The following is a 23,286-nucleotide window of genomic DNA, read 5'->3' as shown; positions in this document are numbered from 1 at the left end:
TCGGTTTCGGGCATGGCGGGGGTAGGGAGTTGGCGCGAGGTGGTCGCGCCGACCGGGGTGGTGGGGACGTCAGTCGGTCACCGGGCGGGGATGGACGACGGGCGCAGGGGGCTCGGCCGGTGGTACGGGTACGTCGGGCCGGAAGGGCTTGAGGGCGGGGACGTCGGGCACGAGGTACGCGGATTCGCGGCAGATCCCGGCGGCGTCGGCGAGGGACAGATACGGCGTGCGGATGCGGGACCAGCCGCCGGAGGTGTCGCCCGCGACGGCGACGCCGGGCCGCTCGGCGGCGATGGCGCAGGCGGCCGTGACGGCTTCGGGGGCGATGTCGCCGAGCGCCATCTTGGCGGAGGCTTCGTCGTTCACGCGGTGGCAGACGCGCCCGGTGAGCTGGGCGCGGAGCATGGTGGCGCCCTTGCCCAGTTCGGCGCCGAAGCGCTGCCCGCAGACCTCCAGGTAGATCCCGGCGGCGCGGCCGAGCTGGGCGAGCCGGATGAGCTGGGTGACCATCTCGTCCCGCCGTTCCTCCTCCTTGCGCGTGGCGACGAGGAAGAGTTCGGCCACCTCGTCCACGAACAGGACCATGGGGACGGGGCGTTCGCTCTCGGGCAGGCCCCAGATGTCGGAGGTGATCACCTCGGCCGGGGTGCCCGGGGCGATGCCCTGCCGAGCCTTGATCAGGTCGTAGCGGTCCTCCATTTCCTTCACGAGCACGGGCAGCAGATCGGCCGCCTGCTCCGGGTCGGTCGCCAGCGCCGACAGCCGGGAGGCGAAGGGCGCCAGTTCCACGCCCCGCTTGCAGTCGATGCCCACCAGGGCGACCGGCTGACGGGCGAGGCCGGCGACCAGGTGGCGTTGGTACATGGACTTGCCCGAGAGGGTCGCCCCCAGGGTGAGTTGGTGCGGAACGGCCCGGTAGTCGCGCACGAAGGGCGTGGCGTCCTCCCGAAGCGCCACCGGCACTTCCAGTGAGCCCGCGCCGGACTTGCGCGGCATCCGTACCCGCCGCAGCACGTCGAAGCCGACCAAGCGCAGTTCGACCACGCCCGGCTTGACGGTCGAGACGTACACGGCGTGCACTCCCCAGGCGTGCCGGAGCCGTTCCGCCGAGGCGGCGACGTCGGCGGGTTCCTGTCCCGGGGCGAGCCGCAGGCGGAGCCGGAGACCGGTGGCGGTGGGGCGGACGATGCCACGGCGGGGAGGCACGGGCCGCACCTCCCGGCGGGTGGTGGCCTTGACCGCGAGGGCCCGCAGCCGGGACGGGGCGACGGTCAGGCCGCAGGCTTCCATGACCGAGCCGTAGGAGCCGAGCAGCCGGGCGGTGGACAGGGGCAGGCCGACCGCGGACCAGTACACCGACGGGTGGTTGGCCCGGGCGTAGGCGGCCCCGCCGCCGAGTGCGGCGAGGGGGCCACCCACTTCCAGGAGGGTCGTCAGGTCGGTCATCAGGCGGTGGCCTCCATGGCGGCCGGGAAGGCAGCCGGGGTGACGGCGGCGGCGCGGTAGGCGATGCCGTGCCGCTGCTGGCCGTTGAACACGCTCTCCCACGGACGGGCCACCAGGCCCGGCAGCGAGACGGGCGAGCCGAGGATCAGCCCCTCGGAGACACCGCTCTCCGGGACGGTGACCTTGATCAGCGACGACTCGCCTTCCTCGATGTACACGACGCCGATCGTCATCAGCGCCTCACCACTGACGGCGTCCTTGGCGATCTCGCCGGTCTGCCGGTCACGGATCTTCGGCTCGGGAGCCTCGGTCAGCAGGATGGTCGCGGCCGAGGTCTCCACACGGATGGTGCGCAAGGCGGTTCCCCTCTCTACTCGTCTAGACAAGATGCGTCCCGCGAACCCGATCTCCGGGTTCGCGCGGACCACTGTGCCACACAACTTGCCCACTCGTCTATACGAGTATGTGTGTTGGGGTGTACGGGTTCGAAGAAGGGACTGCCGCCAGTGTCAGAGCCACGCGTCAGAATCCGTCCATGCTGACAGCGACCAACGGCCGTGGCCACGCGGTGAAGCGCCCCACGAAGCCGGCAGTAGGGGCCATGCTCGCCAACCTGAGGCGCGGCAACGAGCATCTGATCCTCGAGCGGCAGGACGAGGAGCGCGAGGGCGACTGGTACATCCAGGTCTGGTTTCGCGAGAACAACACCTACCAGCTGGAATACCGCGACGGCGTCCCGGCGGAGCACTACCAGACCTTGACGGTGTCGCAGGACAAGGTCCTCCAGGCAGTCCTTGGCTGGATGCTGAACAAGCCCGACTGGCGAGAGGGCTTCATGTGGAACAACATCGGCCACATGTTCACGTCCGCTCCCGACGACGAGGCCGAGCCGTCGACCCCTTAGAACTTCGCCGACACCCATCTCGTCACGTCGCTGGGAGCTGGTACGACAGGACGTACGCGTCCGCCGCCATGACCGTGTCGCAGACCTCCACCGGCCGGCCCTCGGCGTCGTAGGCGGTCCGAATGAGATGGATGACCGGCACACCGGAAGCGAGACGCAGCGTCTTGACCTCGGCGGGCAGGGGCATCCGGGCGCGGATCTCCTCGTCGAAGTGGTCGAGGCGGTGTCCCAGCTCCTCAAGCCGGGCGTAGATGCCGCCAGGCCCGGGGTTCGGCTCGGCGATCGGAGTACCGCGCGCGATGTCGAGCGGCAGATACGAGGTGGCGAACTCCACCGGCCGGCCGTCCAGCAGGTACCGGCGCCGACGAGCCAGCACCCGCCGCACCGAGCCGAGCCGGGCGGAGACGTCCTGACTCGCCTTCTCCTCCTTCACTTCCAGGCTGTCGACCTGCGGGTGACTGCCGGCCGCGTCGGCCTCCACGATGAACGCGGACTTGCCCTGCTCGCGATGGCGGCGGGCGAAACGGTCGGACGCGAGCCGCCGGACCGGGGGGCGCGGTCGTACGAACACCCCCTTGCCGTGCTCGGCGTGGACGAGTCCTTCGCCGGTGAGGACGGAGAAGGAGTTCCGGACCGTCATCCGGGAAACCCCGTAGTGGTCCACGAGCTCGGCCTCGGAGGGCAGCTTCTCGCCCTCCTTGAAACGTCCACGGTCAATGGCTTCGCGCAGTTGGTCGGCGATCTGCCGGAAGACCGCACGATCACTCGTGGGGTCGAGATCACCGAGCAGGCCGGAGGGAAGAGAGGGCACGTGCACTCCTTTAGGTATCTAGACGAGTGGGCGAGTTTTGTTGCTACGGTGGAGAGCCTAGCCAGCCGAGAGGGCCGAGGAACGTGAGCACCGACCGTCCGCACTCCGTGAGCGTTGCCGGAGTCATCGTCGACGACCAAGGCCGCGCCCTCTTGATCAAGCGCCGCGACAACGGCCACTGGGAACCCCCGGGCGGAGTCCTCGAACGCGAGGAGACCATCCCCGAAGCCCTGCAACGCGAAGTACTCGAAGAGACCGGCATCAAGATCACGCTTCCCGCGACCCTGACCGGCGTCTACAAGAACATGACGGGCCTGATCGTCTCGCTGGTCTTCCGCTGCGAGGCAGCCGACGGCACGCCCACCACCGGGGACGAGACCCGCGCACTGCGCTGGGCCACCCGGGCAGAGGTCACCGAACTCGCCGACGAGGCGTACGCGATCCGCGTCCTGGACGCACTGGACGCGGCGTCTCCACCAGCCATCCGCGCCCACGACGGCGTGAAACTCGTCTAGTCCGAACCCGCTGCACATGGCGGCCTATCAGCATGAAGGAACTTGTATGCACGAGTATACGAGTATGGCGAGGGTCTGGGGACTGTCTTGCCCGGGATTCCCGGAAGAGGTCAGCCGAGCCCGCCGCTGGACGCGGGACATCCTGCGCGAGTCCCCCTTGGCGGAGGACGCCGAACTGATCGTGAGCGAGCTGAGCGCAAACGCGATCCTGCACACGGCCAGCGGCCGGGAGAGCGGCTCCTTCCACCTGGCCTTAGCTGTATCGCCCCAGGTGATCGCCCTGTCAGTGACCGACGACGGCGGCGCCGCCAACGCACCGAAAGTCGAGCACCAGGACCAGGACGCCGAACACGGCCGCGGTCTCGGCATGGTCAGCGCACTCGCACACCGGGTCGTCGTCCACACCAGCCAGGCCGGCCACACGGTCACCGCGGAGCTGTACGCGGACACTCGGCCGGGAGGCCGCCCATGCTGAAGCCACCGCAGTGGGGCTACTGGTGCGAGTGCTGGACCGACGATCTGACAGAGCAATGGGGGCCTGCGCTGCTGGCATCGTTCGACGCGTACTCGGCGCCCCAGGCGGACCGTTGGGTAGCGGTCGCACTCCGCACGATCTCACCGGCCTTGGACGCGGACACCTCCGACGAGGCGTGGGAGTGGCTGTACGAGGGCCGCATCGAGACTCGTCGAGCGCTGTTGCGCGCCGAGCCGTGCACGGTGTCAGTGACCCACGCCAAGACTCGCATCATCTGGACCATCCGCCCAGTGCTCTTCCTGCCACTCGCTCATCGCGCACGCAGAGCACTCCCGCCCTGTGCTGACGACTTCGAGCGTTGGCCTACGGCTACCCGTCTCAGCTGATGCGAAGGCCCAGCCTCGCATCTGTAGCTGGGCCTCATGCATGCTCAATGGCATGAGCGCCTACAGCAGCGATCTGGACCTGAACGTCACTGACGCCACCGGCAATGGCGTCGAGGTGGACGTGGCGGCGAACCTGCTGAACGGCACCGTACGACTGTCAGTGCTCTGGGCCCAGCAGGTCTACCTGCACCCCGACGACGCCGAACGGGTCGCCCGCTCACTGCTACGTGCTGCCGAACACGGGCGCCACATCGCGGAGGCCCGAAGCTCAGGAGCTGATCAATCCACGGGCCCCAGCCAGTGAGTTACAACTTTCTCTACTGGTTCAAGGCGGCTCGCTCCGCTCACCGCGCGCGGCCCGGCCCCCGGCCGGGCCTGCGCTCCTGCCTTCGTCCCGCTCCAGCCCGGCCGGTGCCCATGCCGCGCTCACAGCCATCGGTCGCCTGATGCCAGAGAAGGGGTGCGTCGTGGCTGGGGCGGTCGGCTCCACGGCTTTACGGAGCCACTTTGGCGCGAGCCTCGAAGATCATGGCCCCAACGTCGTACTTTACCGGGCAGGTCCACTACCTGCCCGACGCGCCGGAAGCTTACGGGGCCATGATCACTCGCGCCAAAGCAGCGCCACCGCAAAGCCGCTCCGCCGCCCTTGCGCCAGGCCCCATCCTGCCAGGAACGAGCTGGTACGCCATCCCGTCATCGTGCCACGTCGCATTAGTTGAAGCGGATACCGAACAAACCACCTGTTTCGTACGGAGCATCAGACAATCGAGCGCATTCATTGAAATTTACCCTGAAGCCTTCATCCTGCGCCTTCTTAAGGTCATCAGAATTCATAGTTACAACGTACTGAATCGCCTCCCGCTCCGCGACACGAGCGGCCAGAGTGAGGGCGCTTGCCATTTGACGCCCCTCGACGTCCGAGTAAAGATGACTGTCGTGCACCAAAAAATCAGGGCCCCGACCATTCCGCTTGGCGGTCACTGCCATGGTTAGATCGAAACAGAAGAGCGCCATGCTTTTGACGCCTTGACTCTTGTCGCCACCAATTGTGGGCACGAAGTTGTATCCCGCTTTGCTTGGCTCAACGCTCAGCGATGCAGGGCGTTCACTGCCATAGATTTCATAAGCGTAAGACGAATAGAGTTGCGCTATTTCATCAATCTGCGAACGCCGATCGCTTAGGTCCGTACTGAAACGCAGCTCCATCTCCGCAGACCGCAGCTGTAGGTGCCTGTTGGCGTTTTCCCACTTGTCGACGGTTTCGCGACGTTGCTGTAGCTCCGTCAAACGACCTTTAACCTGAGCCAGCTGCTGTTGCAGCTCGTTGTAGGTTTCCAGAGCACCGCCGGCCTCTAGAACCCGCATCACCTCCGCCCGCTCGGTGTCGGCGTGCTGAAGCCGTAGCCTCATCTCGTCCAGAGATTCCACTAGGGTTGCACGTTCGGCTTCGAGATAACGCTTCCTGTTCTCGACAATTGAACGATGAAACGCCGCAACCTCGTCGAATCGTCGCAATACCGTGTCAGGGAGGGTGATCTGCAGCTGGTCGTAGACTTGTTGCACGTATGAATAATCGGGCTGTGAGTCACTTTCTTGACTGATAGCCGCCTCCAAATCACCTAGGCGGCGCTCATCCATGACTAGGGCATCATTTAGTTTCCGGATCTGTCGGCTCAACTCGTCAGCCTTGGCGCGATGCAAAGAGTACTGCTCTACGACTTGAAATTCGGAGATCTGTTGCTCAAGCTGGACTACCTGAATCCTCAGTGTTCTAATCTGCGCATCAAGATCCTGCGTTTTACCCAGGGTCATGCCCAGCACTGGATCGTTCGCTGCTTTCTTAAGTTCTTTCAAACTTTTTTCAGCGGTAGCGATCTCTTTGGACCGCTCAAGAAGATCGATGTCTAGCCCGAAAAGGTAAGCAAGGGGCACTTGTGACGCGGCAGCGGCCTGCTTGCGATGGACCTCTGTTGGGTTGTCGAAGGCTCCGTTCTCAACATTGCGCAGGTAAAAAGCGATTAGGGATCGGAATGATGGTTCGTTGGGCGCGCCAGTTAGGCCGAATAGTTGTGCACCCAACTGTCGCCGCCACATGGCGATCTTCATGCTCGTTCCGTCTACTGCGACATTACTCGGATCGCCTCCACTCCTTTGAATGCTCGACACGCCACGCTGCAGGTCGAGGGCGAGGCTGAATGAATATTCAGAAAGCTCTGGTCTACGGAGTACATGGTTCGGACGTGCCTCAGACCCAAGAAGGAAATCAAGGACCTGAACGAAACTGCTTTTGCCGACGGCATTGCGACTGTCCTGCCGCCTCGCAGCCTTAGTTCGCTCAGCTACGACGATATTCAATCCTTGCTTGAAATGCGCCGCTTTGAAGTTGGGTAGGTCACTATTAAGGGTGCGAAACATGCCGAACCCTCCTCAGTTCGCCATCCTGAATCACCACAACACCTGCCGCAAAAAGCACGTCAAGCGATAAAGCAAACCACCAAAATGGGATCGCGGAGGGCATATTTTTTTTGCTACGCCATGTCGTGAGGCGCTGCCACACAGCACTCACCGAACCTGGGCTTTCCAGTTGCAGCAGCACCTGGGCCCCGACCGCGATAAGCGCTTGGTCTGAAGCGATCGATTTACTTGGAAGGAGCATCACTCACTCACCCGGAGCTTCGAAGATGTCGCAGGTCTCGAAGAAGTGCGTAACTACCATCATTGCAGCGCTCCTCTGCTGGCTCATGTCAGGGTAGTCCGCACCTGGAAAAGCCTCTGTAACCAAGTCATCGCAAAGCGCATGGAATACTGCATCGGAACTACCCAAACGCGCGCGATGGCCGTCATACCTAGCACGCAGGTTCTCTGAAACCTGGGCTTGCTCTCCAGGAGACGCCAACGAGAAGTAATACCGTACATGCCCGGTATGCACCTTGAAGGACACGAGGAGGTCGGTAACCTCTGCACCAAAGTTATTGTGCTCAATCTTCCCAGGAGGAACCTCGGAAGGGCTGTCGGTATCCGCAACCAACCGTGTACGCGCTAGGGATTCCACGCACCTAGCAATATACGACATCCCCGCAGGATGCTCTGATGGAGGAGCGCCGAGAATCCAAGCGAGTTTGCTGCGGTCAACGTCATCGCTCACACAATAGTCCCACAAAACTTGCGGGGGCCAGTTCTCTATTTTAACGGATGAAGCTTTTTTTGCCTGCCTGAGATCCATGATGCCGGCAGCAGCCATGGTGGGCAGACCTTTGGCGTTATTGTAGACGAAAGCCCACCTCTCCATGCGTGCCCCCCAGTGGCGCGCCGCATTTTCGAAGTCTGCTTCTATTTTGTTCGTCACATATGCTTCGGACGGACTGGTAGCCCCGTAACACGCAAGCATTAGTCCATCTACCCAGCCGTCACATCCCTTATCTCCACGGCCTGCCGGATCGATCTGAACAAAGTCAGGGCCATGTTTCATATGCATGAGATCAGTGACAAAGTCTTGCCAGTCAAATCCTGTCTTCCGTACACATAAAGCCAGGAACTGGCTGTGGAACCATGCACGGTCCTGATCAACTAGCACGTCGCTCCCCCCAGAGACGAAGTACACAACTACCCCTCAGCCTACTAGCGTTCACCTTCCGTGAACACAGTGCTACCACTGACTAGTGGTACGAGCGTCACGTACGCACGCTGTATCGATCGCTCAGAAGGGGAAGTTGTCTGTCACGTCGGACTAACACATCGCCAGACAACTGGCTCAGACACCTCATGAGCGCTGTCCACGTGCACATCGGGACCTACCGGACCGGTACCACATGGACGCCACCTGCGCGGCACGGAACGGGATGGCGCCTTCATACGTGAGGAGTCGAAGTCGAGGATCAGGTCCGCCGGCGCTGCCGGGGATAGCTGCGCCGGCGCCAGGCGATCCGAAAATTGCCTCCCTGCCAAAGTACCGAGGGCGGTGACGGCAGCGTTGACGTTGAAAACTAACCGCACGACTACCGTCTCCCGGCCAGCGAGCGGACGTTCTCCAACAGGGCATGCAGCAGGTACGGAGGCTGCGCCACAACCGTCCGGGTGGTCTCCAGGTACGTCGCCGCGTTCTTCCCGGCCACGCCCTCGCCGGCGCGGATGAGCTCCTGCCTGCGCTCCTCCCAGGTCGGCCAGTGCTGGTCCAGGTAAGTCTCCAGGGTGTCCTCGAAAACGGTGTAACGACCTGTCGAGTCGTCGGCGGGCTGAGGATTCGGCGCCACACCCAGGTACTGCAGAAGATTCGCGTTCTTGGTCCGGTTCCTCCGTGCCTGGCGCTCGAACTCCTGCTCCTTCTCTCGACGCTGCTGCGGGATGAGGTGGCGCACCGACTCTCGCTTGCGCTCCTCCATGCCAGCGTCGCCGTCGAACACGACGTAGCAGGGCACACCCAAGGCGCTGAAGAGCGCGTCGGAGATCATGAGGTTGTCCTTGCCGTTGACCTCGATGACGCTGATGCCTTCCGCACCCAGATTGATTCCCGACCGGTCCGCGCAACCGGTGATAACTCCCTCGTCCCCGCGTCCCTCGACCAGCACCACGGCATGGGCGAAGAACCCCTCTGCCAGCGCACCTCCCAGCGATCCCTCGGTCCTGCTCCTGATCACCTTCTTGTCGACGAGCCCGTCGAGGGCCCTGCACAGGTCCTCCTCCGTGGCCTGCCATACCTCGGTAAGGGGGTGCTGCTCACCAGCAGCGCGGCAAAGGCGACGAATCTGGTGGTAACCCTTCGGATCAATGAAGACCGGGTTGTGGGTGGCGTAAGTGACCTGGGTACGCCCCTGCGGTGAGGTGGCAACCAACTCGCGGAGTACCTTCGCGAAAGTCCGCGCCTGCGGCGGGTGCTGGAACAGCTCGGGCTCCTCGATGGCCAGACACAGCGTCCGCATGCCGTCGGCCGGACGCCTTCGGTCGGCCAGGTACTTCAGCGCCGCAATGATTAGAGCGCGCTGGAAGCCGTGCCCTTGCCGGTGCACGGAGGTATGAGCGGCGCCGTCCCGGATGCTCACTTGGAAGGCGGTTCGCGCCGGCCTCGGCGCCTGCACCGTGGGAGCCACGACAACCTCACGTCCGGTGGTGAACTTGGCAACCTCCGCGGAGAGCGCGGCCGACACCTCGTCCAGCACAGGGCCATACACCTTGCTGTGGACCTCCTGCCGGGCCAGATGAGCGTTCTCCTCGATCTCACCGAGCTGCTCATTTGCCTGCGAGCGGTCCACGGCGTGATCGAGAATGCGGCCGAGCGCCGTCGCCTTCTGGTCGTCGGCCTCCTCGTACGCCCGCAGGTCAGCGGAAACGAACACGAAGTCGATCAGCTGGGCGAGCCTGCTTTGCCCGGCAAAGCCGAAGAAGTGCGTGTCCTCGATCTCGGCCTCGGAGAGGCGGTCGCGGTTGGCCACCTCCCACGAGCGCATCGCCTCCAGAACTTTCTCCTTGGTGCCCGCGGACGGCAGGCCCAAGCTCGGATCGCTGTCCTTCAACTGGTCATAAGCACGGCGCAGTTCCATGGCCTTCTCGTTCTTGCGCACCTCCTCGAACGGCCCGTATGCGAGCGCCTTGCCCGTGATCTTGTCCTCACCGTTCTGCCAAGTCCGCCAGATGCTCACGCTCGCGGCGCCCTCGGGCGCGTAGCGCCCGAGGGTCTGGCGATCGTGATCGGTGAGCCCGCCGAACTCCACCTCGACGGAGATACGACTGTCCTCTGCCGCCGAGTGGACGTCGTCGTCGCTAAGGGCGACGCCCTTTTCGCCGTTGAAGAACCAGTCGAGCGCACGCAGCACGGTGGACTTGCCGACTCCCGTCGGTCCGATGAAGGAGATGATGTCTTCGAAGGACACGTCCACCTTGTGCAGACAACAGAAGTTCTCGATCCGTACGCGCTTGATCTTCACGGTCGTCCTGTGCGGTTGATACTGGCGGGGTATTTGATTACCCCTGTGACGATCGTGACGCTAGCAGCTTGTCTGACAGACCATCAGCCGTTTCTTCAGGATGAGGGAGCCTTTTTCGCAATGCCGTTCCAGCGGAGAGTCAGACATTCGACTCAGGCCCAAGTCCAGGGCCCGTGCACGGTGCTGCGGGAAGCCGTCTGACGCAGGCAGCAGGGTCCCAGTCGTACCCGCGCAGCGCCTTCGGCGTGGCCCGCGTCCCCAGTGAGTGTCTAACTGCGTGACAACGCAGACGAACAGCGGCGGACAACCGCGGACGCCTGCAGACCGTTGCCCCAGGTGAGACCCAGATCAGCCCAAGGCAGCACCTCCGCCCAAGTTGCTTCGGGACGAAGAGGTCATCAGACAAGGTCTCACTGCCGCGCTTCGGCTGGCGCAACTTGCTCTGGTCGACGACATGGCAGCGTGGCTGAGGCCGGTGGGGGTGCAGCGAGACACACACACGCCTGATCGGTCGACGCACCCGCCGTCGTGGCTGACTGTCGTCAGCTGAGGATCAGACATTACTCCCGGCGCAGCTACGCGAAGGGACGTACCAGGCAGAGAGCCCGTGCCATTCATGTGCCAGATCCTGCGGGGAACCACGGGGAACAGCGGGAACTCGCCCCGGGGCCGACCAGGACTCCAACACCCCTCCGCCGCAGCTCAGCGTCACAACTTCCCCCAAGAGACCCAAGCTTCCCAAGCTGAGGGCTCTGGCCGTCGTCACAGGCTGGCCGTGACCGATTGCTCTGGTTGACGACAGATCCCGATAGCGTGGCTGAGGCTGGTGGGGGTGCAGCGAGGCACACGCGCGCGTGGTCGGTCGGCGCACCCGCCGTCGTGGCTGGCTGTCGTCGGCTGAGCTTCGTGCCACTGACGTGCCAGATGCAGCGGTCAGCCACGGCTAACAAGGCTGTCTGGGGGGCGAGTTGCCGGTCAACTCGCTAGGCATCGAAGCCACAGGTCACCGGCTCGACGCCCCAGCCTCTCTCCTAAAGTGGTGCTCAGCTCCCGCCGTGCAGTGCGCTACTGATCTCCAGCAGGCGCCCCTCGGACAGAGCGAAGGCGTTGCTTGGGTTTCGGTAGGAGTGCCCACCGTCGTTGATCCAGACGCCGCCTGCCAGCCTCCACCGAGCGGGAGCCCATTGGCCCTGGTTCTCAAGGAGCATCCTTGCCACCTCGGCGGGCTCTTCGATCAGGGTGAGAGCGGCGAGCGCAGGGGTGAGGGCTGCGGCTGCATCGTCGGGAAGCAGCGCGTCGCCGAGTGTGGGGAAGAGCAGCAAGAGACGGGCGTCAGCATCACCAATGCCTTCTGTTGCCGACTGCCGAGCAGCGGACAGCAGTTCCGGCCAGGCCATGCCGGGCCCCATAAAGTGACCGTCGACCACAGCGAGGCTTTCCGCTTCGGACCAGGCCGGCTGATGGATCAGATAGTCCACGCCCCATGCGTCCACGACGTTGCGGTAGACGACGTAGATGGTGTGCCCGGAGCGCAGCGGCACACTGAACACCGGCCACTCATGCTCGGCGGACAGCGTGCGATACAGCAGCATGGCCGCATCCCAGTCGGCGCCGAATGCGGCTCGTTGTGCGTCCTCCCCACGCAGGCAGGAGCCGAGGTGCACAGGCCAGAACAACGGGTCGTCCAGGTAAGCGTCGCCCCGGACCAAGGGGCCGCCTTCGTATCCGGGGATCTTGAGCATGTGCAGATGATGGCACGCGGGACAGTCACCGCGTCAGGAGCGAGGCTCGGCCCTCTTCCGTCTCAGTTTCCGTCTCATTCAGCGCCGTTCACGGTCGTTCAGACGAGACCGGACGCGGTAGCCCGCCCAGACATCCGGCCGCCCATGAACGCAGGTGAATGGCCCCGTCCGAGGCTTCCGGGGCCACCACCACAGTTGGAAAGCGTGTTGGGGGCAACCCCTCACGAGTTCGAATCTCGTATCCTCCGCCACGGCTGACCAGCCGAAACGAAGGTCCCGGCCGCCCAGCGGTCGGGTCCTTCGTCGTTGCGTGGTCTCAGTTTTGGTCTCAGTTGGGGTTCTGGGCCTCAGACGGCGTCTTCGCCGAGCTCCTCTGAGCCAGATCTGGTGTTGCCCCGTAGAGCCGCCCAATCTTCCTGCCGAGATCGTTCAGCGTCGGTTCGGACATGCGCTGGTAGCGCTGGGCCATCGAGGGCGAGGACCGGCCCGTGAGAGCTCGGCCTCGCTTACCCGTCGCCGCACCATGAGCACGCGTCCTTGATGCACCACGATGGCTGCGGCGATGGGCCGCATCTGCGTACCTCTTCCTCGATGGCACAAGCAATCTGCGGCCACGGAGCACGTAGGGCACCGACAAGTGACCAGTAGCCGTGTGCCTCGCGAACTAAGGCGCTGGCCCCGAGGCGTACCGCTTCGGGGTCGATCGTGCCTATGACCCTCCGGGTGACACCCCCGGCCCCGCGGGGCGCGGGGGTGACCCCGCTGCCGAGGAGGAGCGTCGCAGTACGGATGGCGTCCAGCGTGGCGGGTGGCGCCGTGCCGGCGAAGCCTCCGTAGATCAGCTCGTGCCAGCGTTGCTGGGTGCGTGCCCAGGCGAGGCGTTCCAGTCCGGTTCCCAGGTCTACGGCCATGCGGGTCGGGTCCTCGGCGTTCCACAGCAGGACGATATCGCCGAGGTCGAGCCCGAGGTGGCGGAAGTGCAGTGTGATGCCCTCCACCTCGCGCCGGCGCCAGGGGGTCAGGGTCCCGTGGACACTCAGGTGGCGGGCGTGGAAGCCGAGTTGGGAGAGGACGGAAAACCAGCCGTCGAGAATCGCGCCGTACGCGTCAAGTCCTCCTACGGGTTGGACGCGGGAGACGTTGACGAAGGAGGTCAGGAAGCCGTCGCAGAGGTCGCCGGCGGTATCGCGTTCACCGGTGAGGCGGACAACCGGTTGGGGGAGGAAGCCTCGGCGGTACGTCTGGGGTCTTCCATCCTTGAGGAGCGGGTCGAGGGCCTGGATCGCCGAGATGGTCAGTTCTGTGTCGCGCCCCCAGCGGAGCGGGAGACAGTCGTCGCGTGGAGCTCCGACGTGGGCGAAGGCGGTCTCCAGGCTGCGGAGGAGTTCTCTCCACGAGGGCGGCCGACGTGGCGGGCGGTACGGGGTGCCTCGCCGCTGGTGTCGGATGTCGACGTGAGGGCCGTCGATGGTGAACTCCCACTGCGAGTGGGATAACGACCTGCCTAGCACGGAGGGTATCCGCGAGGCCAGTGCGTCTCCGGTCGTACGAGCTGTACCGGTCAGCACGACCGGGACGCCATCGCCAGGAAGTGCCGGGCGAGGTCGAAGCGGTGCTGGCCGATCTCCTGAACCTGCCGGTGGTCGAGGGTCTCCGCCTGCTCGATAGCGAGCGCGAGTCGCTGGGCCGCGGTCTCGTCGTCCTCGTCCGGGTCGACGACGGTGATGGCGCCCGTCTGGTCGCACAGGGCCGCCTCGGCGCAAGTGCCCGTGCGCCAGGTAAGCGCAGCCATGGGGGTGCCGGCGCGGAGGGACTCGCCGAAGACGGCGGCGCCAGCTTCCACGTACGTGCGGGCGTAGGTGTAGACGAATACGGAGGCGTCGCGGATGGCGGCCGTCTTGGCCGGCCCTCCGAGTTCGCCGATCCACTCGACGTGGTCCGCGTCGAAGAGACGGGCGTGGCTCTGGACGTAGTCGTGGTCGAATACCGGGCCGACGACGCGAATGCGGCGGCCGAGGATCTGGGCGGCGCGGACCGCCAGGTGAGGGGCCTTCTCTGCGTCGACGCGGCCGAGCCAGACGAGGTCGCGTCCGGCGGTCGCCGGCGGTTCCTCCTCGTCGAGGCCAAGGTGCACGGCCAGCTCGGGGATCGGCCGGTGGTCCGCGTACCGCTCGATCATCTCGGGCGAGTAGCAGTACAGCCGGGAACGCCTGCCGTCGAAGGCGGTGGTGGCGTGCTGGAAGACCGGGGAGTGCTGGAAGGTGGCGACGTCGCAGTCCAGCGCATTCCAGGTGCGGGTCCAGGCGGGCAGCGAGGGGTACTCGTGCCCGACGACCAGGAGGTCGTACTTGGTGTCGTGGACGTCGCGCTCGGCGAGCGATCCGGGGGTGATGTCCTCCAGGCGGACCGGCTTGCGGACCCAGTCGTTCTCCAGGTCCGCGAGCCAGCCCGGCCCGAGGAGGTGTACGTCGGCGCCTGCGGCCCGGGCGCCTACGGCGACCGCCCACAGCCATCGTTCGATCCCGCCGTAGCCGGCGGGCGGAAAGGCGTAGCTACCAGGGAAATCGCAGACGCCGACGAGCACGTTATGCCTCCGGTGTTCCGTCCGCCTTGATCCGGCGGAAGCCGAGGTACGGGAAGAGGGATTCGGGAAGGACGAGCGAGCCGTCCTCCTGCTGGCACTGTTCGAGGAGCGCGGCCAGCGTGCGGCCGACGGGCAGGCCGGAGCCGTTGAGGGTGGCGACGAGCTTGGGCTTGCCGTCCTCGCCTCGGGTCCGGATGTTCGCCCGGCGGGCTTGGAAGGTGCCGAAGTTGGAGACCGAGGAGATCTCGCGGTACGTGTTCTGGCTCGGGATCCAGACCTCGATGTCGTACGTGAGCTGGGCGGAGAAGCCGGTGTCACCGGCGGGCAGCTTGATGACCCGGTAGGCGAGGCCGAGTTCCTTGAGGCACGCCTCGGCGTGGCCGACCATCGTCTCCAGCTCGGCGTCCGCCATCTCCGGGTCGACGATCTTGACCATCTCGACCTTGGCGAACTGGTGCTGGCGGATCAGACCGCGGGTGTCGCGGCCGTACGAGCCAGCCTCCGAGCGGAAGCACGGGGTGTGGGCGGTCATGGCCAGCGGCAGCTCGGCCGGAGGGATGATCTCGTCGGCGTAGAGGTTGGTCAGCGGGACCTCGGCCGTCGGGATGAGGAAGAGCTCGCGGTCGGCGACGCCGGTCTTGAACAGATCCTCCTCGAACTTCGGCAGCTGGCCGGTACCGGTCATGGTCTTCCGGGTGACCAGGTAGGGAACCGCGTACTCGGTGTACCCGTGGCGGCGGGTGTGGATGTCGAGGAAAAGCGTGGCCAGTGCCCGCTCCAGGGCGGCGCCGGCGCCGCGCGAGACCGCGAAGCGCGGCCCGGACAGCTTGGTCGCCCTACCGAAGTCGAGGATGCCGGTGGCCTCGCCGAGGTCGACGTGGTCCTTCGGCTCGAACGCGAAGGCGGGCGGAGTGCCGACGCGCCGGATCTCGACCGCGAACTCCTCGGAGTCGCCGTCGGGGGCCGAGTCGTCCGGCAGGTTCGGGATGCTCAGGAGCAGGTCGCGCAGCTGGGCCTCGATCTCCTCCTGGCCGGCCTCGATGTCGCGGACCTGGTCCTTAATCTCGCGTGCGCGCTCCTTGAGCTTGCTGATGTCGCCGCCCTGCTTGGCCGTCTGCTGGACCTCGCTCGCCACTCGCTTGGACTCTGCCCGCAGCTCGTCGGCCGAGCGGATGTTCTGGTTGCGACGAGACTGGAGGGACTCCATCTCGGACAGGTCCAGGGAGTAACCGCGACGAGCGAGCCGACGAACCGCGTCGGCACCCATGTCGATCAGGGCGCGGGCATCATGCATGAGGAAGATCCTTCTGATCCTGCGAGTGGGATGGGGATACGCAATCGACGGTAGCAACCGCCGAGCCGTCCCCGTTCCGGAATATCCCCCAGTCACCGATGCCGCCGGTGCGGTCCCGGACGCCAGTTTCAAGCTCGTTCATCAGCGTTGCGATGAATTCCGGCAGCTCCATGTCCGGGATCGTGAAGGGCTCGACGTACGGCGCTTCCGGAAAGAACAGGGGCATGGCCTCGCCGGGAGCCCGGTCACGGTGCCACAGGAGCACCGAGACCAGCAGCCCGTGGGCTACCAGGACGCGTGGACCGGGGTGATCCAGGGCCGCGAGCACCCCGGCGAGCATCCTGCGGATGCCCTCACGCTGCGACTCGCTCCCGCCGGGCGGGCGCTCGTGGGTGCCGTGGCCGTCGAGCCAGACGGCGTACTCCAGGAACGGGCCTCCCTCGAATTCCCCGTAGTCGAGTTCGTTCAATCGAGGATCGGTGATCAGTTCGGGCCCGGGGACCCCCATCAGCAGATTGGCAGTCTGCTGGGCGCGGGGGAATTCGCTGGCCAGCCACGTTTTCACGCTGTGGAGGGGCACGCTGCTCCATCCCTTGTTCAGCGACCGGCGGCCTTCCTCGCTCAGGCGGATGGGCTTGGTCGGATCGCCGTTGACGAGATAGCGCCGGCTGTAGTTCGTCTGTCCGTGGCGGAGAACGTACGTCGTCATGATCGGTTCCTTGAGGTCGGCGCCGACAGCCATGCGAGGACGTCGGCCATCCTCGGAGCGCGCGGATCACCGGTGTCGAGGTAGAAGAGCAGGCCGTCCAGGGCCAGGGCCCTGCACCATGGCGCCAGGACGGGCATGGGAATACGGGAGATCCGGGCGGCGGCCAAGCGGGCGTCCGTGCCGTGCCTGAGGTCGTAGTACACGGTCCAGAAGGCCCAGTCGAAGACCGCGTCGCCCACCATCGGAAGGGGATCGATCAAGCGGGGGTGGCCCAGCCAGTCGAAGAGGACGTTCTCTCGGTAGAGATCCGCGTGCAGGACGGTGGACCGAGCGGAGTCCTCCTCCAGGGTCACGAGGGCCGGGAGGGCCGCGTCGACGTGCTCCTGCCACGGGCCGACGTCGACCGATTGCAGTCGGCGCCGCACCCGGGGGCGTACCTCCTGGTGGAGATACGCGGTCAGGGAAGGAAGCTCACGCAGCCGGCGCCGACGGCGACCGAAGGTATGGAGGCCCTGGAGGGCGGCGGCCACGGTGGGAAGCTCGCGAGGCGGTCGCTCACCACCGCCGGGGCGGCCTCCGATCATCTCCAGGGCCGCCACGGCCAGGTCGTCCGCCGCCTCGACGACGCCCGCCGTCGGCCCGCCCGCCCATAGGCGTAAGGCGGTGACCTCATCGTAAAAGCGGGCGGGATCAACCCACGCCTTCAGAAGCAGCGGACGTCCGTCGAGGGTTCCGGCCGTCACGACCACTGAGGCGTGTCCGGCGTCGTGGTACGTCCCGAGTGTGAGCTTCCAGCGCTCCGCCGCGCGCTCCATCAGCCTGGGCACGGCGTCGAGCCAGCTGGCGACTCCCGGGCCGTAGTGCGTGACCAGCCGCCAGCGGCATTCCTCGGAGACCTCGCCGAGCGTCCGCTTCTCCATCAACTCAGCACGATCCCGTCGGAGACCAGCTCGTCGGTCAGCGCCGGGAACTCGTCCAGGGCCCCCGCCACCAGTGCCTGCACCTTGTCCACCTCGACGTCCGGGGACGACAGACGGACGAGAACGCGCCACGGCTGGTCGAGTCGCTGCCCGGTCGTGCTCACCAGGTGAACCTCGGCGTGGCCATCCGTCGCCTCGTGAAGCCGCTCGGCGAGCCGGCGGGCGGCGATGTTGTAGAGCTTGCCCACGTGGTAGACGGGGTTCTTGCCGTTGGCACCCTCCAGGTTCATCGGCCGCAGGGGCGTGATGAGGCCGTTGACGCGGTTGCCGCGGCCCACGACGCCCTCGTCGCCCGACTCGATCGAGCTGCCGGTGTACGTGAGGTACAGCTCGTCCTTCTCCGGCACGTCGCGCGCGTTGAGCCGGAAGCGGGTCTCGACTCCGGGCAGCCGGAGGCCGGCCAGCCGGTGGCACTCGGCGAGGACACTCTCGGTGTTCCGCACGTACTCCGCGCGGCTAGCGACGAGCCGCGACTTCTGCGGGACACAGAGGACGATGTCCGCCTGCTCACCGTCCCAGTAGCCCATGAGCTTCACGTCCGATCCGCACCACGCGTGCGAGAGGGTGAAGTCGCTCTCGCCGGAGAAGTGGTCGACCAGATCGCGCACGAACGACTCGAAGACGTTCTCCGGCGCCCAGCCCGTTCCCAACGACGTGTCGTTGGACAGTCGCACCCGCCGCTCCCGCAGGTCCTCGATCGACCGCGGGTTGAACCACCGCGTCCGGTCGGGCACCTCGTCGCCCGTGAGGACGGCACCGGGGCTGGAGTTGCTGGTGATGTTGAAGGAGATGTCCAGGTGGTCCGAGACCTCGGGAAGCCGGCGGGCGAAGAACGCCCGCACCTCGGCCTCCACGATCTCCTCTACGGGGATCCGCTCGCCGCCGCACATGGGCGCGGCGCGGCCGTTGACGAGGATCCTGACCGGGGCGGTCATCCGGCCGGCGCCGTAGCGGACCTCGCTCGCGCCGCCGAGGAGGGCGAGCTTGTCGAAGTTGTGGTGCAGCACGGCGCCGAAGCGCTCGACGGTGTAGCGGCTGTACGCGCGGGACAGCCGCTCGGCGAGGTGGTCGGCCAGGGTGTCCGGGTGGCCGAGGCCCTTCCGCTCCACGATGGTCGTCGCGTCGGGCTTGGCCAGGCCGGTGTCGATGACGAGGTGGCTGTGGTTGATGGTCGTGCTCGTACGGGGCATCACGAACTCCCGTTCACGGGGGACAGGGCAGAGACGAGCGCTACTGGTCTTGCGGAGGTGCCAACTATCCGGGCCCCACAGGTCCTATTCGAGGTCTCTGACAGGTCATCAAGAGGACTTCCACAGGGCTTTGTTGGCTTCTCATGGATGATTTCGCGCCGCGACAGGGACACCGCATGTCACTCTCAGACGAGAGTTCGTCCCGGAGGAGATTCATGTCCCGTCCCGCAGGCAACACCCGACTCAAGTCCGCTCGCCTGGCTGCCGGATACAACTCGCAACAGGCCCTGGCCGACGCCATCACCAGGACAGCACCCAAGCTGGGCATCAGGGGACTCGCCGTTGGCGTCCGCCAGATCCGGCGCTGGGAGTCCGCCACACCGCCCTGGCCACAGCCTGACGTCCACCGAGTCCTGACCCACCTCCTGGGTCAGAGCATGGAGGACTTGGGATTCACCCCGCCCTGGGGAACCGAGAGCCGCCCTGCCGGCTCGACGGTCCGCAGCACCCCTCGCACCCCCCTGACGGGTGCGCGGCTAGCCAGCGTCCCCCCGCAGGCGGGCGTCACAAGGCAGCCGGTCACGGTGGGCAAGGACTTCGAGGCCGTCACCCGTTCCCATCGGCACCTCTACTGGTCCGTGGCCCCGGCTGTACTTCACCCCGCGGTCCTGGAGCACGCCCGTCTGGGATGCGCTCTCCTGCCCGAGACGGCGAACCCTGCTCGCCAGACTCTCGCCAGCGCACTCGCCGAGTCCTATCTCCTGGCTGGCCGCATCGAGTTCTTCGACCTACGCCAGCCCGAGCAGTCCTCGGAAACCCTCTTGCGTGCCCTGCAGGCGGCAGGGGAAGCGGACGACCCTCTTCTCGGATCGGCCATCCTCGCGCACATGGCCTTCGCCCCCGGCTGGGCCGATGACCGTGAAACGGCGATCGAGCGCATGATGGCGGCCCGCACCTACGCTCGACGCGGAGACGCCTCCGCGGAGCTCTGGGCGTGGCTGGACGCGGTCGAGGCGGAATGCGAGACCCGATGCGGCGACCCTCGTGCGGCGCTCCGACTGATCCACCACGCCGAGGACGCCCTCTCCTCGGGCTCGGAGCACCCCACTCCCGACTGGCTGGACTGGTTCAGCCGGGTGCGCCTGTCCGCGTTCAAAGGGAACACGCAGCTGAAGGCCGGCCACCTGCCGCAAGCCCGCCAGACCCTCCAGGAGGTTCTCGAAGATCTGTCGCCCGAGTCGGACAAGCAGCGCACGGTCGTCCTCGGTGATCTCGCCGCGGTCGAAGCCGCGGACAGCCATCCGGAGGCGGCATGCCAATACGCCGTCCAAGCCCTCGACCAGCTCGCCATCACCTGGTACGCGACAGGCATGGAGCGGATCCGTGAAGTCCGGCGCACGCTCGCCCCATGGCAGAACGAGCAGTGCGTCCGAGACCTCGACGATCGTCTCTACGACTGGGGCACGACGGTCAGCGCTCTCCAGCGTTGAACTTGGCGATCTTCTCGGGCAGCTCCGCGAGCGAGTCGATGCGCATCGTCGTGATCGAGTCCGCATCCGGGTCACGCTGCTGAATCGTGCCCCACGGACCACGCCGAATCAGAGCTGTCAGAAGCCCGGCCTGCACGGCCGGGCGGATGTCGTTGTCGAGCCGGTCGCCGACGTACAGGATCTCGCCCGGCTCGGCAGGCGTCGCGTCAATGACGTGCTCGAAGAACTTCACGTCCGGCTTCGACGCCCCCCAGTCGTCACTGGTGGCGATCAGGTCGGACGGAAGATCCAGCCCTCGGAGCAGACCGCCCGCACGCACGGTCTGGTTCCCGGCGATGCCCACCCACAGGCCGGCCTCACGCAGCGCGGCCAGCGTGGGGCGCACATCGGAGTAGAGGTCGTCCTCACCGAACCATTCCGGCTTCCCGGCCGCCGCGCGCTTCTCGCGCTCCTCGGTCAGGTCGAACCCCGGCTGGAACTCCTGGAAGGTCTCGCGGTAGTCGCGCCCCTGCGCGATGACCGCCCCGAACATCGCCGCGAAGGTATGCCGCGGCACCCCCAGCCAGTCCGCCCAGGTCCCGTACTCCCGGGTCTCGTCGACAAGACACTCACCCACGTCGAACACCACCGCACGAATCATGCTCCGCAGGTTAGACGGTGCGGCGCGGGGAGTAGGCAGCCCTGTCGGATTGCGGCTGAATACCTACCCCGCCCGATCCCAAGCCGACACCCACTCATGGCGGGAGCCGGGGGTCACTGGCGCGCCGCAAGGGTGGCGGCCGGGCGACACGGTCGACCGAAGTGGGCACATTTCTGCTCGAACCCTGGCGGGAGCCATCCACCGCTCAGCAGACGAGGATGCGCGGGAAACGCGGTGATGGCGGCGACAGCGAAGGCGAGGGACGCCCATGGTGTGTGCACCATCGTCGTCACCTGCTGGCCGCGAGTATTGACGAAGCTCGTCTGGAACGTAGCAACGCTCACGAGGTCGATCGTGCTCAGAGCCCTCCACTCAAGGTCAAGTCCGCTCGTGCTGCTCGCAAAGTGCAGCTTCTGACGGGTGATCGTCACCTCTCCCGGGCCGTCGACCACCCATCGCGGTTGGGCGTCACGCGCCGCCTGTCGCCGCCTGGCGGAGTTGCCGACTGCGGAGCCCACAAGACTCCCGATGACGAATGCGGGATTGCCGACAGCGACCACGTTGTTGTGCTGGTAGCGCCCATTGCCCAGGGCTCGCCAGGTCGAACGCTGACCGGGGCCGACTGCAAGAGTACGGTCGTCATGCTGCAATCTCGCAGTCGTGGCGATCAGCGGGCGGCGAACCAGACTGCCTGTAAGGAGATCCGCAACGATCTCGCACGAGTGCCACAGGTGGTCGTCCAGGGATGACCACGCCGGGGGGTTCACGCGCCCTGAGGGCGGCGCGAAGGGGTTGGCATCTGTCACTCTGGAGGGTCCGTTTCCCGAGGGCAGTTGATCACTCAGTGCGATCGAGTGTACTCAGAGGGCTTCTCAGCTGGCAGTACGGATCTTGCCACCGTGGCGGTCCAGTCGAATCCAGTGGATCGATCGCCCCTCCAACCTCAGCGGCACGGCAGCCCTGAGTCCGCTTCCGCGAGCGCCGATGGTGCGCTAGGGTCACCGCCCAACGGCATGAAGTGAACGCCGTTTCCGAGCGGCCTTGCCCACGGGGGCCGTGCACCGGACAAGGACCCTTAGGTCCCACACCTTCTGCAGACAACTGGCGCTCCGCGCACGATGTCTTGGGGTCCGTGGGCGATCCCGTTAGGGAGACGATCGTGCCCAAGTCCAAGGGCGCAAGCGGCACATCGTGGTGGACACCCTCGGCCTGATCCTGGCGGTCATGGTCACCCCTGCCTCGACGGGAGACCGGGACGCCGCCCAGGATCTCCTCTTGCAGGCCGCACGGCGGCATCACCGGCTCAGGCGCGTATGGGCGGACAGCGGATACACCGGCATGCTGGTGGGCTGGTGCGCGACCGCCTTGAACCTGATGCTGACCGTCATCCGCCGCAGCGACGACCACAAAGGCTTCGTGGTGCTACCCAAACGGTGGATCGTCGAGCGGACGTTCGCCTGGCTCACCCGCTCCCGGCGTACTACGAGCGGCTGCCCGCGTCGTCGGAGGCGATGATCCTGTGGTCGATGACCATGGTCATGACCCGCCGCCTCGGCCGTCGCCGCAGGCGAACCGGCCCGGTGCCGGCTCGTGCACCCATCCCCGCGCAACGAGCCGCTTGAGCTTGCACCGCACTCCCTCGATCTTCGCAGGAACCACCTCCAGCCCCAACAAAGCAGTGATCTCACGGCAGTTCAGTGGCTGACCGCCAGTGGCGCGGCGTTCGGCCAGCAGGCCCATGACCTGCTGATATTCCGGCGCCAACACCTCGACCGACAGCCCCTCCCGCCAGACCGGAACCAGCGACCCGGGCTTCACCGCTGACGGCGTCCTGGCCTCGTTACCTTCCGGCTGCCTCCCCGCCACCCCCTCCTGGCCTGCGGTCTCACCCACGTCCCACACCTCGCCGACGCGCCTGCGGGCGATCAGCCACTCGTCCCACTCCGACTGCGCCGCCTCCAGTTCGGCCTGCAACTCCTCCACCCGCTTCCGGGCCGCACGTTCCCGCTCCTCCAGCCGCCCCAACACCGACGCCATCACACACCTCCAGCACGCCACCTCCACGGACGCACCGGACCTACCTCACCCGCCCCGGCACCATGCCTGACCAGCACAAACTCAACCACCACTCTCGGTTTCGAGAAGCCTTCTCAGTTCTGGTCTCATTCGGCCCCGTCCGGAGCCGTCCGGACGGGGCCACCC

24 protein-coding genes and 1 pseudogene are annotated in these 23,286 nt (G+C 66.1%); 8 read left to right on the top strand and 17 right to left on the bottom strand.

The window, feature by feature from the left end:
- Positions 1-69: 69 nt before the first annotated feature.
- Together ACL02U_RS01710 and ACL02U_RS01705 are read right to left on the bottom strand one after the other, a co-directional pair.
- Positions 70-1,446 (bottom strand): FtsK/SpoIIIE domain-containing protein, encoded by a 1,377-nt coding sequence (locus tag ACL02U_RS01710; protein ID WP_412788758.1) that lies wholly within the window; start codon positions 1,444-1,446, stop codon positions 70-72.
- Positions 1,446-1,802 carry a hypothetical protein gene (locus ACL02U_RS01705; protein ID WP_412788757.1) on the bottom strand — a complete coding sequence of 119 codons (357 nt, stop codon included), beginning with the start codon at positions 1,800-1,802 and terminating at the stop codon, positions 1,446-1,448. The genes ACL02U_RS01710 and ACL02U_RS01705 overlap by 1 nt, the downstream gene beginning before the upstream one ends.
- 179 nt (positions 1,803-1,981) lie before the next feature.
- On the opposite strand from ACL02U_RS01705, the gene ACL02U_RS01700 reads away from it, so the two are divergent.
- Complete coding sequence (locus ACL02U_RS01700; RefSeq protein ID WP_412788756.1) at positions 1,982-2,350, top strand: hypothetical protein; 369 nt, start codon at positions 1,982-1,984, stop codon at positions 2,348-2,350.
- 22 nt (positions 2,351-2,372) lie between these two features.
- Here ACL02U_RS01700 and ACL02U_RS01695 read toward each other — a convergent pair whose 3' ends face one another.
- The gene (locus ACL02U_RS01695) at positions 2,373-3,161 is read right to left on the bottom strand and encodes a GntR family transcriptional regulator (protein ID WP_412788755.1); all 789 of its coding nucleotides are present in this window, start codon (positions 3,159-3,161) and stop codon (positions 2,373-2,375) included.
- Between the two features lie 107 nt (positions 3,162-3,268).
- On the opposite strand from ACL02U_RS01695, the gene ACL02U_RS01690 reads away from it, so the two are divergent.
- The 4 genes from ACL02U_RS01690 to ACL02U_RS01675 are packed head-to-tail and all read left to right on the top strand — an operon-like array spanning position 3,269 to position 4,841.
- Entirely contained in the window at positions 3,269-3,676 is a 408-nt protein-coding gene (locus ACL02U_RS01690; protein WP_412788754.1) for an NUDIX hydrolase, read from the top strand.
- A gap of 46 nt (positions 3,677-3,722) precedes the next feature.
- A complete protein-coding gene (locus ACL02U_RS01685; RefSeq protein ID WP_412788753.1) occupies positions 3,723-4,151 on the top strand; it encodes an ATP-binding protein in 429 nt (142 codons plus the stop codon).
- The gene (locus tag ACL02U_RS01680; protein WP_412788752.1) at positions 4,145-4,537 is read left to right on the top strand and encodes a hypothetical protein; all 393 of its coding nucleotides are present in this window, start codon (positions 4,145-4,147) and stop codon (positions 4,535-4,537) included. Before ACL02U_RS01685 ends, ACL02U_RS01680 begins: the two co-directional genes overlap by 7 nt.
- Before the next feature lie 40 nt (positions 4,538-4,577).
- On the top strand, positions 4,578-4,841 hold the full coding sequence (locus ACL02U_RS01675) for a hypothetical protein (protein ID WP_412788751.1): 264 nt from the start codon (positions 4,578-4,580) through the stop codon (positions 4,839-4,841).
- Positions 4,842-5,248: 407 nt separating this feature from the next.
- On the opposite strand, the gene ACL02U_RS01670 is transcribed toward ACL02U_RS01675, so the two are convergent.
- From ACL02U_RS01670 to ACL02U_RS01645, 6 genes and pseudogenes are all read right to left on the bottom strand, one after another.
- Positions 5,249-6,952, bottom strand: coding sequence for an ABC-three component system protein (locus tag ACL02U_RS01670; RefSeq protein WP_412788750.1), 1,704 nt, complete (start codon positions 6,950-6,952; stop codon positions 5,249-5,251).
- Positions 6,936-7,193: an ABC-three component system middle component 6 gene (locus ACL02U_RS01665; protein ID WP_412788821.1), complete on the bottom strand. Its 258-nt coding sequence runs from the start codon at positions 7,191-7,193 to the stop codon at positions 6,936-6,938. Before ACL02U_RS01665 ends, ACL02U_RS01670 begins: the two co-directional genes overlap by 17 nt.
- Before the next feature lie 3 nt (positions 7,194-7,196).
- Positions 7,197-8,138, bottom strand: coding sequence for an ABC-three component system protein (locus ACL02U_RS01660; protein ID WP_412788749.1), 942 nt, complete (start codon positions 8,136-8,138; stop codon positions 7,197-7,199).
- Positions 8,139-8,532: 394 nt separating this feature from the next.
- The gene (locus ACL02U_RS01655; RefSeq protein WP_412788748.1) at positions 8,533-10,455 is read right to left on the bottom strand and encodes an ATP-dependent nuclease; all 1,923 of its coding nucleotides are present in this window, start codon (positions 10,453-10,455) and stop codon (positions 8,533-8,535) included.
- A 1,043-nt stretch (positions 10,456-11,498) separates the two neighbouring features.
- The gene (locus tag ACL02U_RS01650) at positions 11,499-12,197 is read right to left on the bottom strand and encodes a hypothetical protein (RefSeq protein ID WP_412788747.1); all 699 of its coding nucleotides are present in this window, start codon (positions 12,195-12,197) and stop codon (positions 11,499-11,501) included.
- A 489-nt stretch (positions 12,198-12,686) separates the two neighbouring features.
- Positions 12,687-12,770: pseudogene (locus ACL02U_RS01645) on the bottom strand (NUDIX hydrolase); the annotation flags it as partial.
- Positions 12,771-13,246: 476 nt separating this feature from the next.
- On the opposite strand from ACL02U_RS01645, the gene ACL02U_RS01640 reads away from it, so the two are divergent.
- Entirely contained in the window at positions 13,247-13,693 is a 447-nt protein-coding gene (locus tag ACL02U_RS01640; protein WP_226652058.1) for a hypothetical protein, read from the top strand.
- Positions 13,694-13,758: 65 nt separating this feature from the next.
- Here ACL02U_RS01640 and ACL02U_RS01635 read toward each other — a convergent pair whose 3' ends face one another.
- From ACL02U_RS01635 to ACL02U_RS01615, 5 genes are read right to left on the bottom strand one after another with little or no spacing between them, the layout of a single operon-like run.
- Positions 13,759-14,781, bottom strand: coding sequence for a glycosyltransferase (locus tag ACL02U_RS01635; RefSeq protein ID WP_412788746.1), 1,023 nt, complete (start codon positions 14,779-14,781; stop codon positions 13,759-13,761).
- A gap of 1 nt (position 14,782) precedes the next feature.
- Positions 14,783-16,075, bottom strand: a complete 1,293-nt coding sequence (gene serS, locus ACL02U_RS01630; RefSeq protein ID WP_412788745.1) for a serine--tRNA ligase — start codon at positions 16,073-16,075, stop codon at positions 14,783-14,785.
- Positions 16,068-16,784, bottom strand: coding sequence for a histidine phosphatase family protein (locus ACL02U_RS01625; protein ID WP_412788744.1), 717 nt, complete (start codon positions 16,782-16,784; stop codon positions 16,068-16,070). The genes serS and ACL02U_RS01625 overlap by 8 nt, the downstream gene beginning before the upstream one ends.
- Positions 16,781-17,704: a phosphotransferase gene (locus tag ACL02U_RS01620; RefSeq protein WP_412788743.1), complete on the bottom strand. Its 924-nt coding sequence runs from the start codon at positions 17,702-17,704 to the stop codon at positions 16,781-16,783. The genes ACL02U_RS01625 and ACL02U_RS01620 overlap by 4 nt, the downstream gene beginning before the upstream one ends.
- Positions 17,704-18,954 (bottom strand): methionine adenosyltransferase, encoded by a 1,251-nt coding sequence (locus ACL02U_RS01615; RefSeq protein ID WP_412788742.1) that lies wholly within the window; start codon positions 18,952-18,954, stop codon positions 17,704-17,706. The genes ACL02U_RS01620 and ACL02U_RS01615 overlap by 1 nt, the downstream gene beginning before the upstream one ends.
- 215 nt (positions 18,955-19,169) lie before the next feature.
- On the opposite strand from ACL02U_RS01615, the gene ACL02U_RS01610 reads away from it, so the two are divergent.
- Positions 19,170-20,444, top strand: a complete 1,275-nt coding sequence (locus ACL02U_RS01610; RefSeq protein WP_412788741.1) for a transcriptional regulator — start codon at positions 19,170-19,172, stop codon at positions 20,442-20,444.
- Here ACL02U_RS01610 and ACL02U_RS01605 read toward each other — a convergent pair.
- Positions 20,425-21,084 carry an HAD family hydrolase gene (locus tag ACL02U_RS01605; protein ID WP_412788740.1) on the bottom strand — a complete coding sequence of 220 codons (660 nt, stop codon included), beginning with the start codon at positions 21,082-21,084 and terminating at the stop codon, positions 20,425-20,427. The two genes, ACL02U_RS01610 and ACL02U_RS01605, sit on opposite strands and share 20 nt — an antisense overlap.
- 113 nt (positions 21,085-21,197) lie before the next feature.
- Entirely contained in the window at positions 21,198-21,890 is a 693-nt protein-coding gene (locus ACL02U_RS01600; protein ID WP_412788739.1) for a hypothetical protein, read from the bottom strand.
- Positions 21,891-22,275: 385 nt separating this feature from the next.
- Here ACL02U_RS01600 and ACL02U_RS01595 point away from each other — a divergent pair, with 385 nt between their 5' ends.
- Positions 22,276-22,599 carry a transposase gene (locus ACL02U_RS01595; RefSeq protein WP_412788738.1) on the top strand — a complete coding sequence of 108 codons (324 nt, stop codon included), beginning with the start codon at positions 22,276-22,278 and terminating at the stop codon, positions 22,597-22,599.
- Positions 22,600-22,620: 21 nt separating this feature from the next.
- On the opposite strand, the gene ACL02U_RS01590 is transcribed toward ACL02U_RS01595, so the two are convergent.
- Complete coding sequence (locus tag ACL02U_RS01590; protein WP_412788737.1) at positions 22,621-23,121, bottom strand: hypothetical protein; 501 nt, start codon at positions 23,119-23,121, stop codon at positions 22,621-22,623.
- Between the last annotated feature and the right edge of the window lie 165 nt (positions 23,122-23,286).

Source organism: Streptomyces sp. MS06, from assembly GCF_047200655.1.
Lineage (GTDB): Bacteria > Actinomycetota > Actinomycetes > Streptomycetales > Streptomycetaceae > Streptomyces.
The sequence above is the reverse complement of the archived record's forward strand: the minus strand, read 5'-3'. Positions and strand labels throughout refer to the sequence as shown.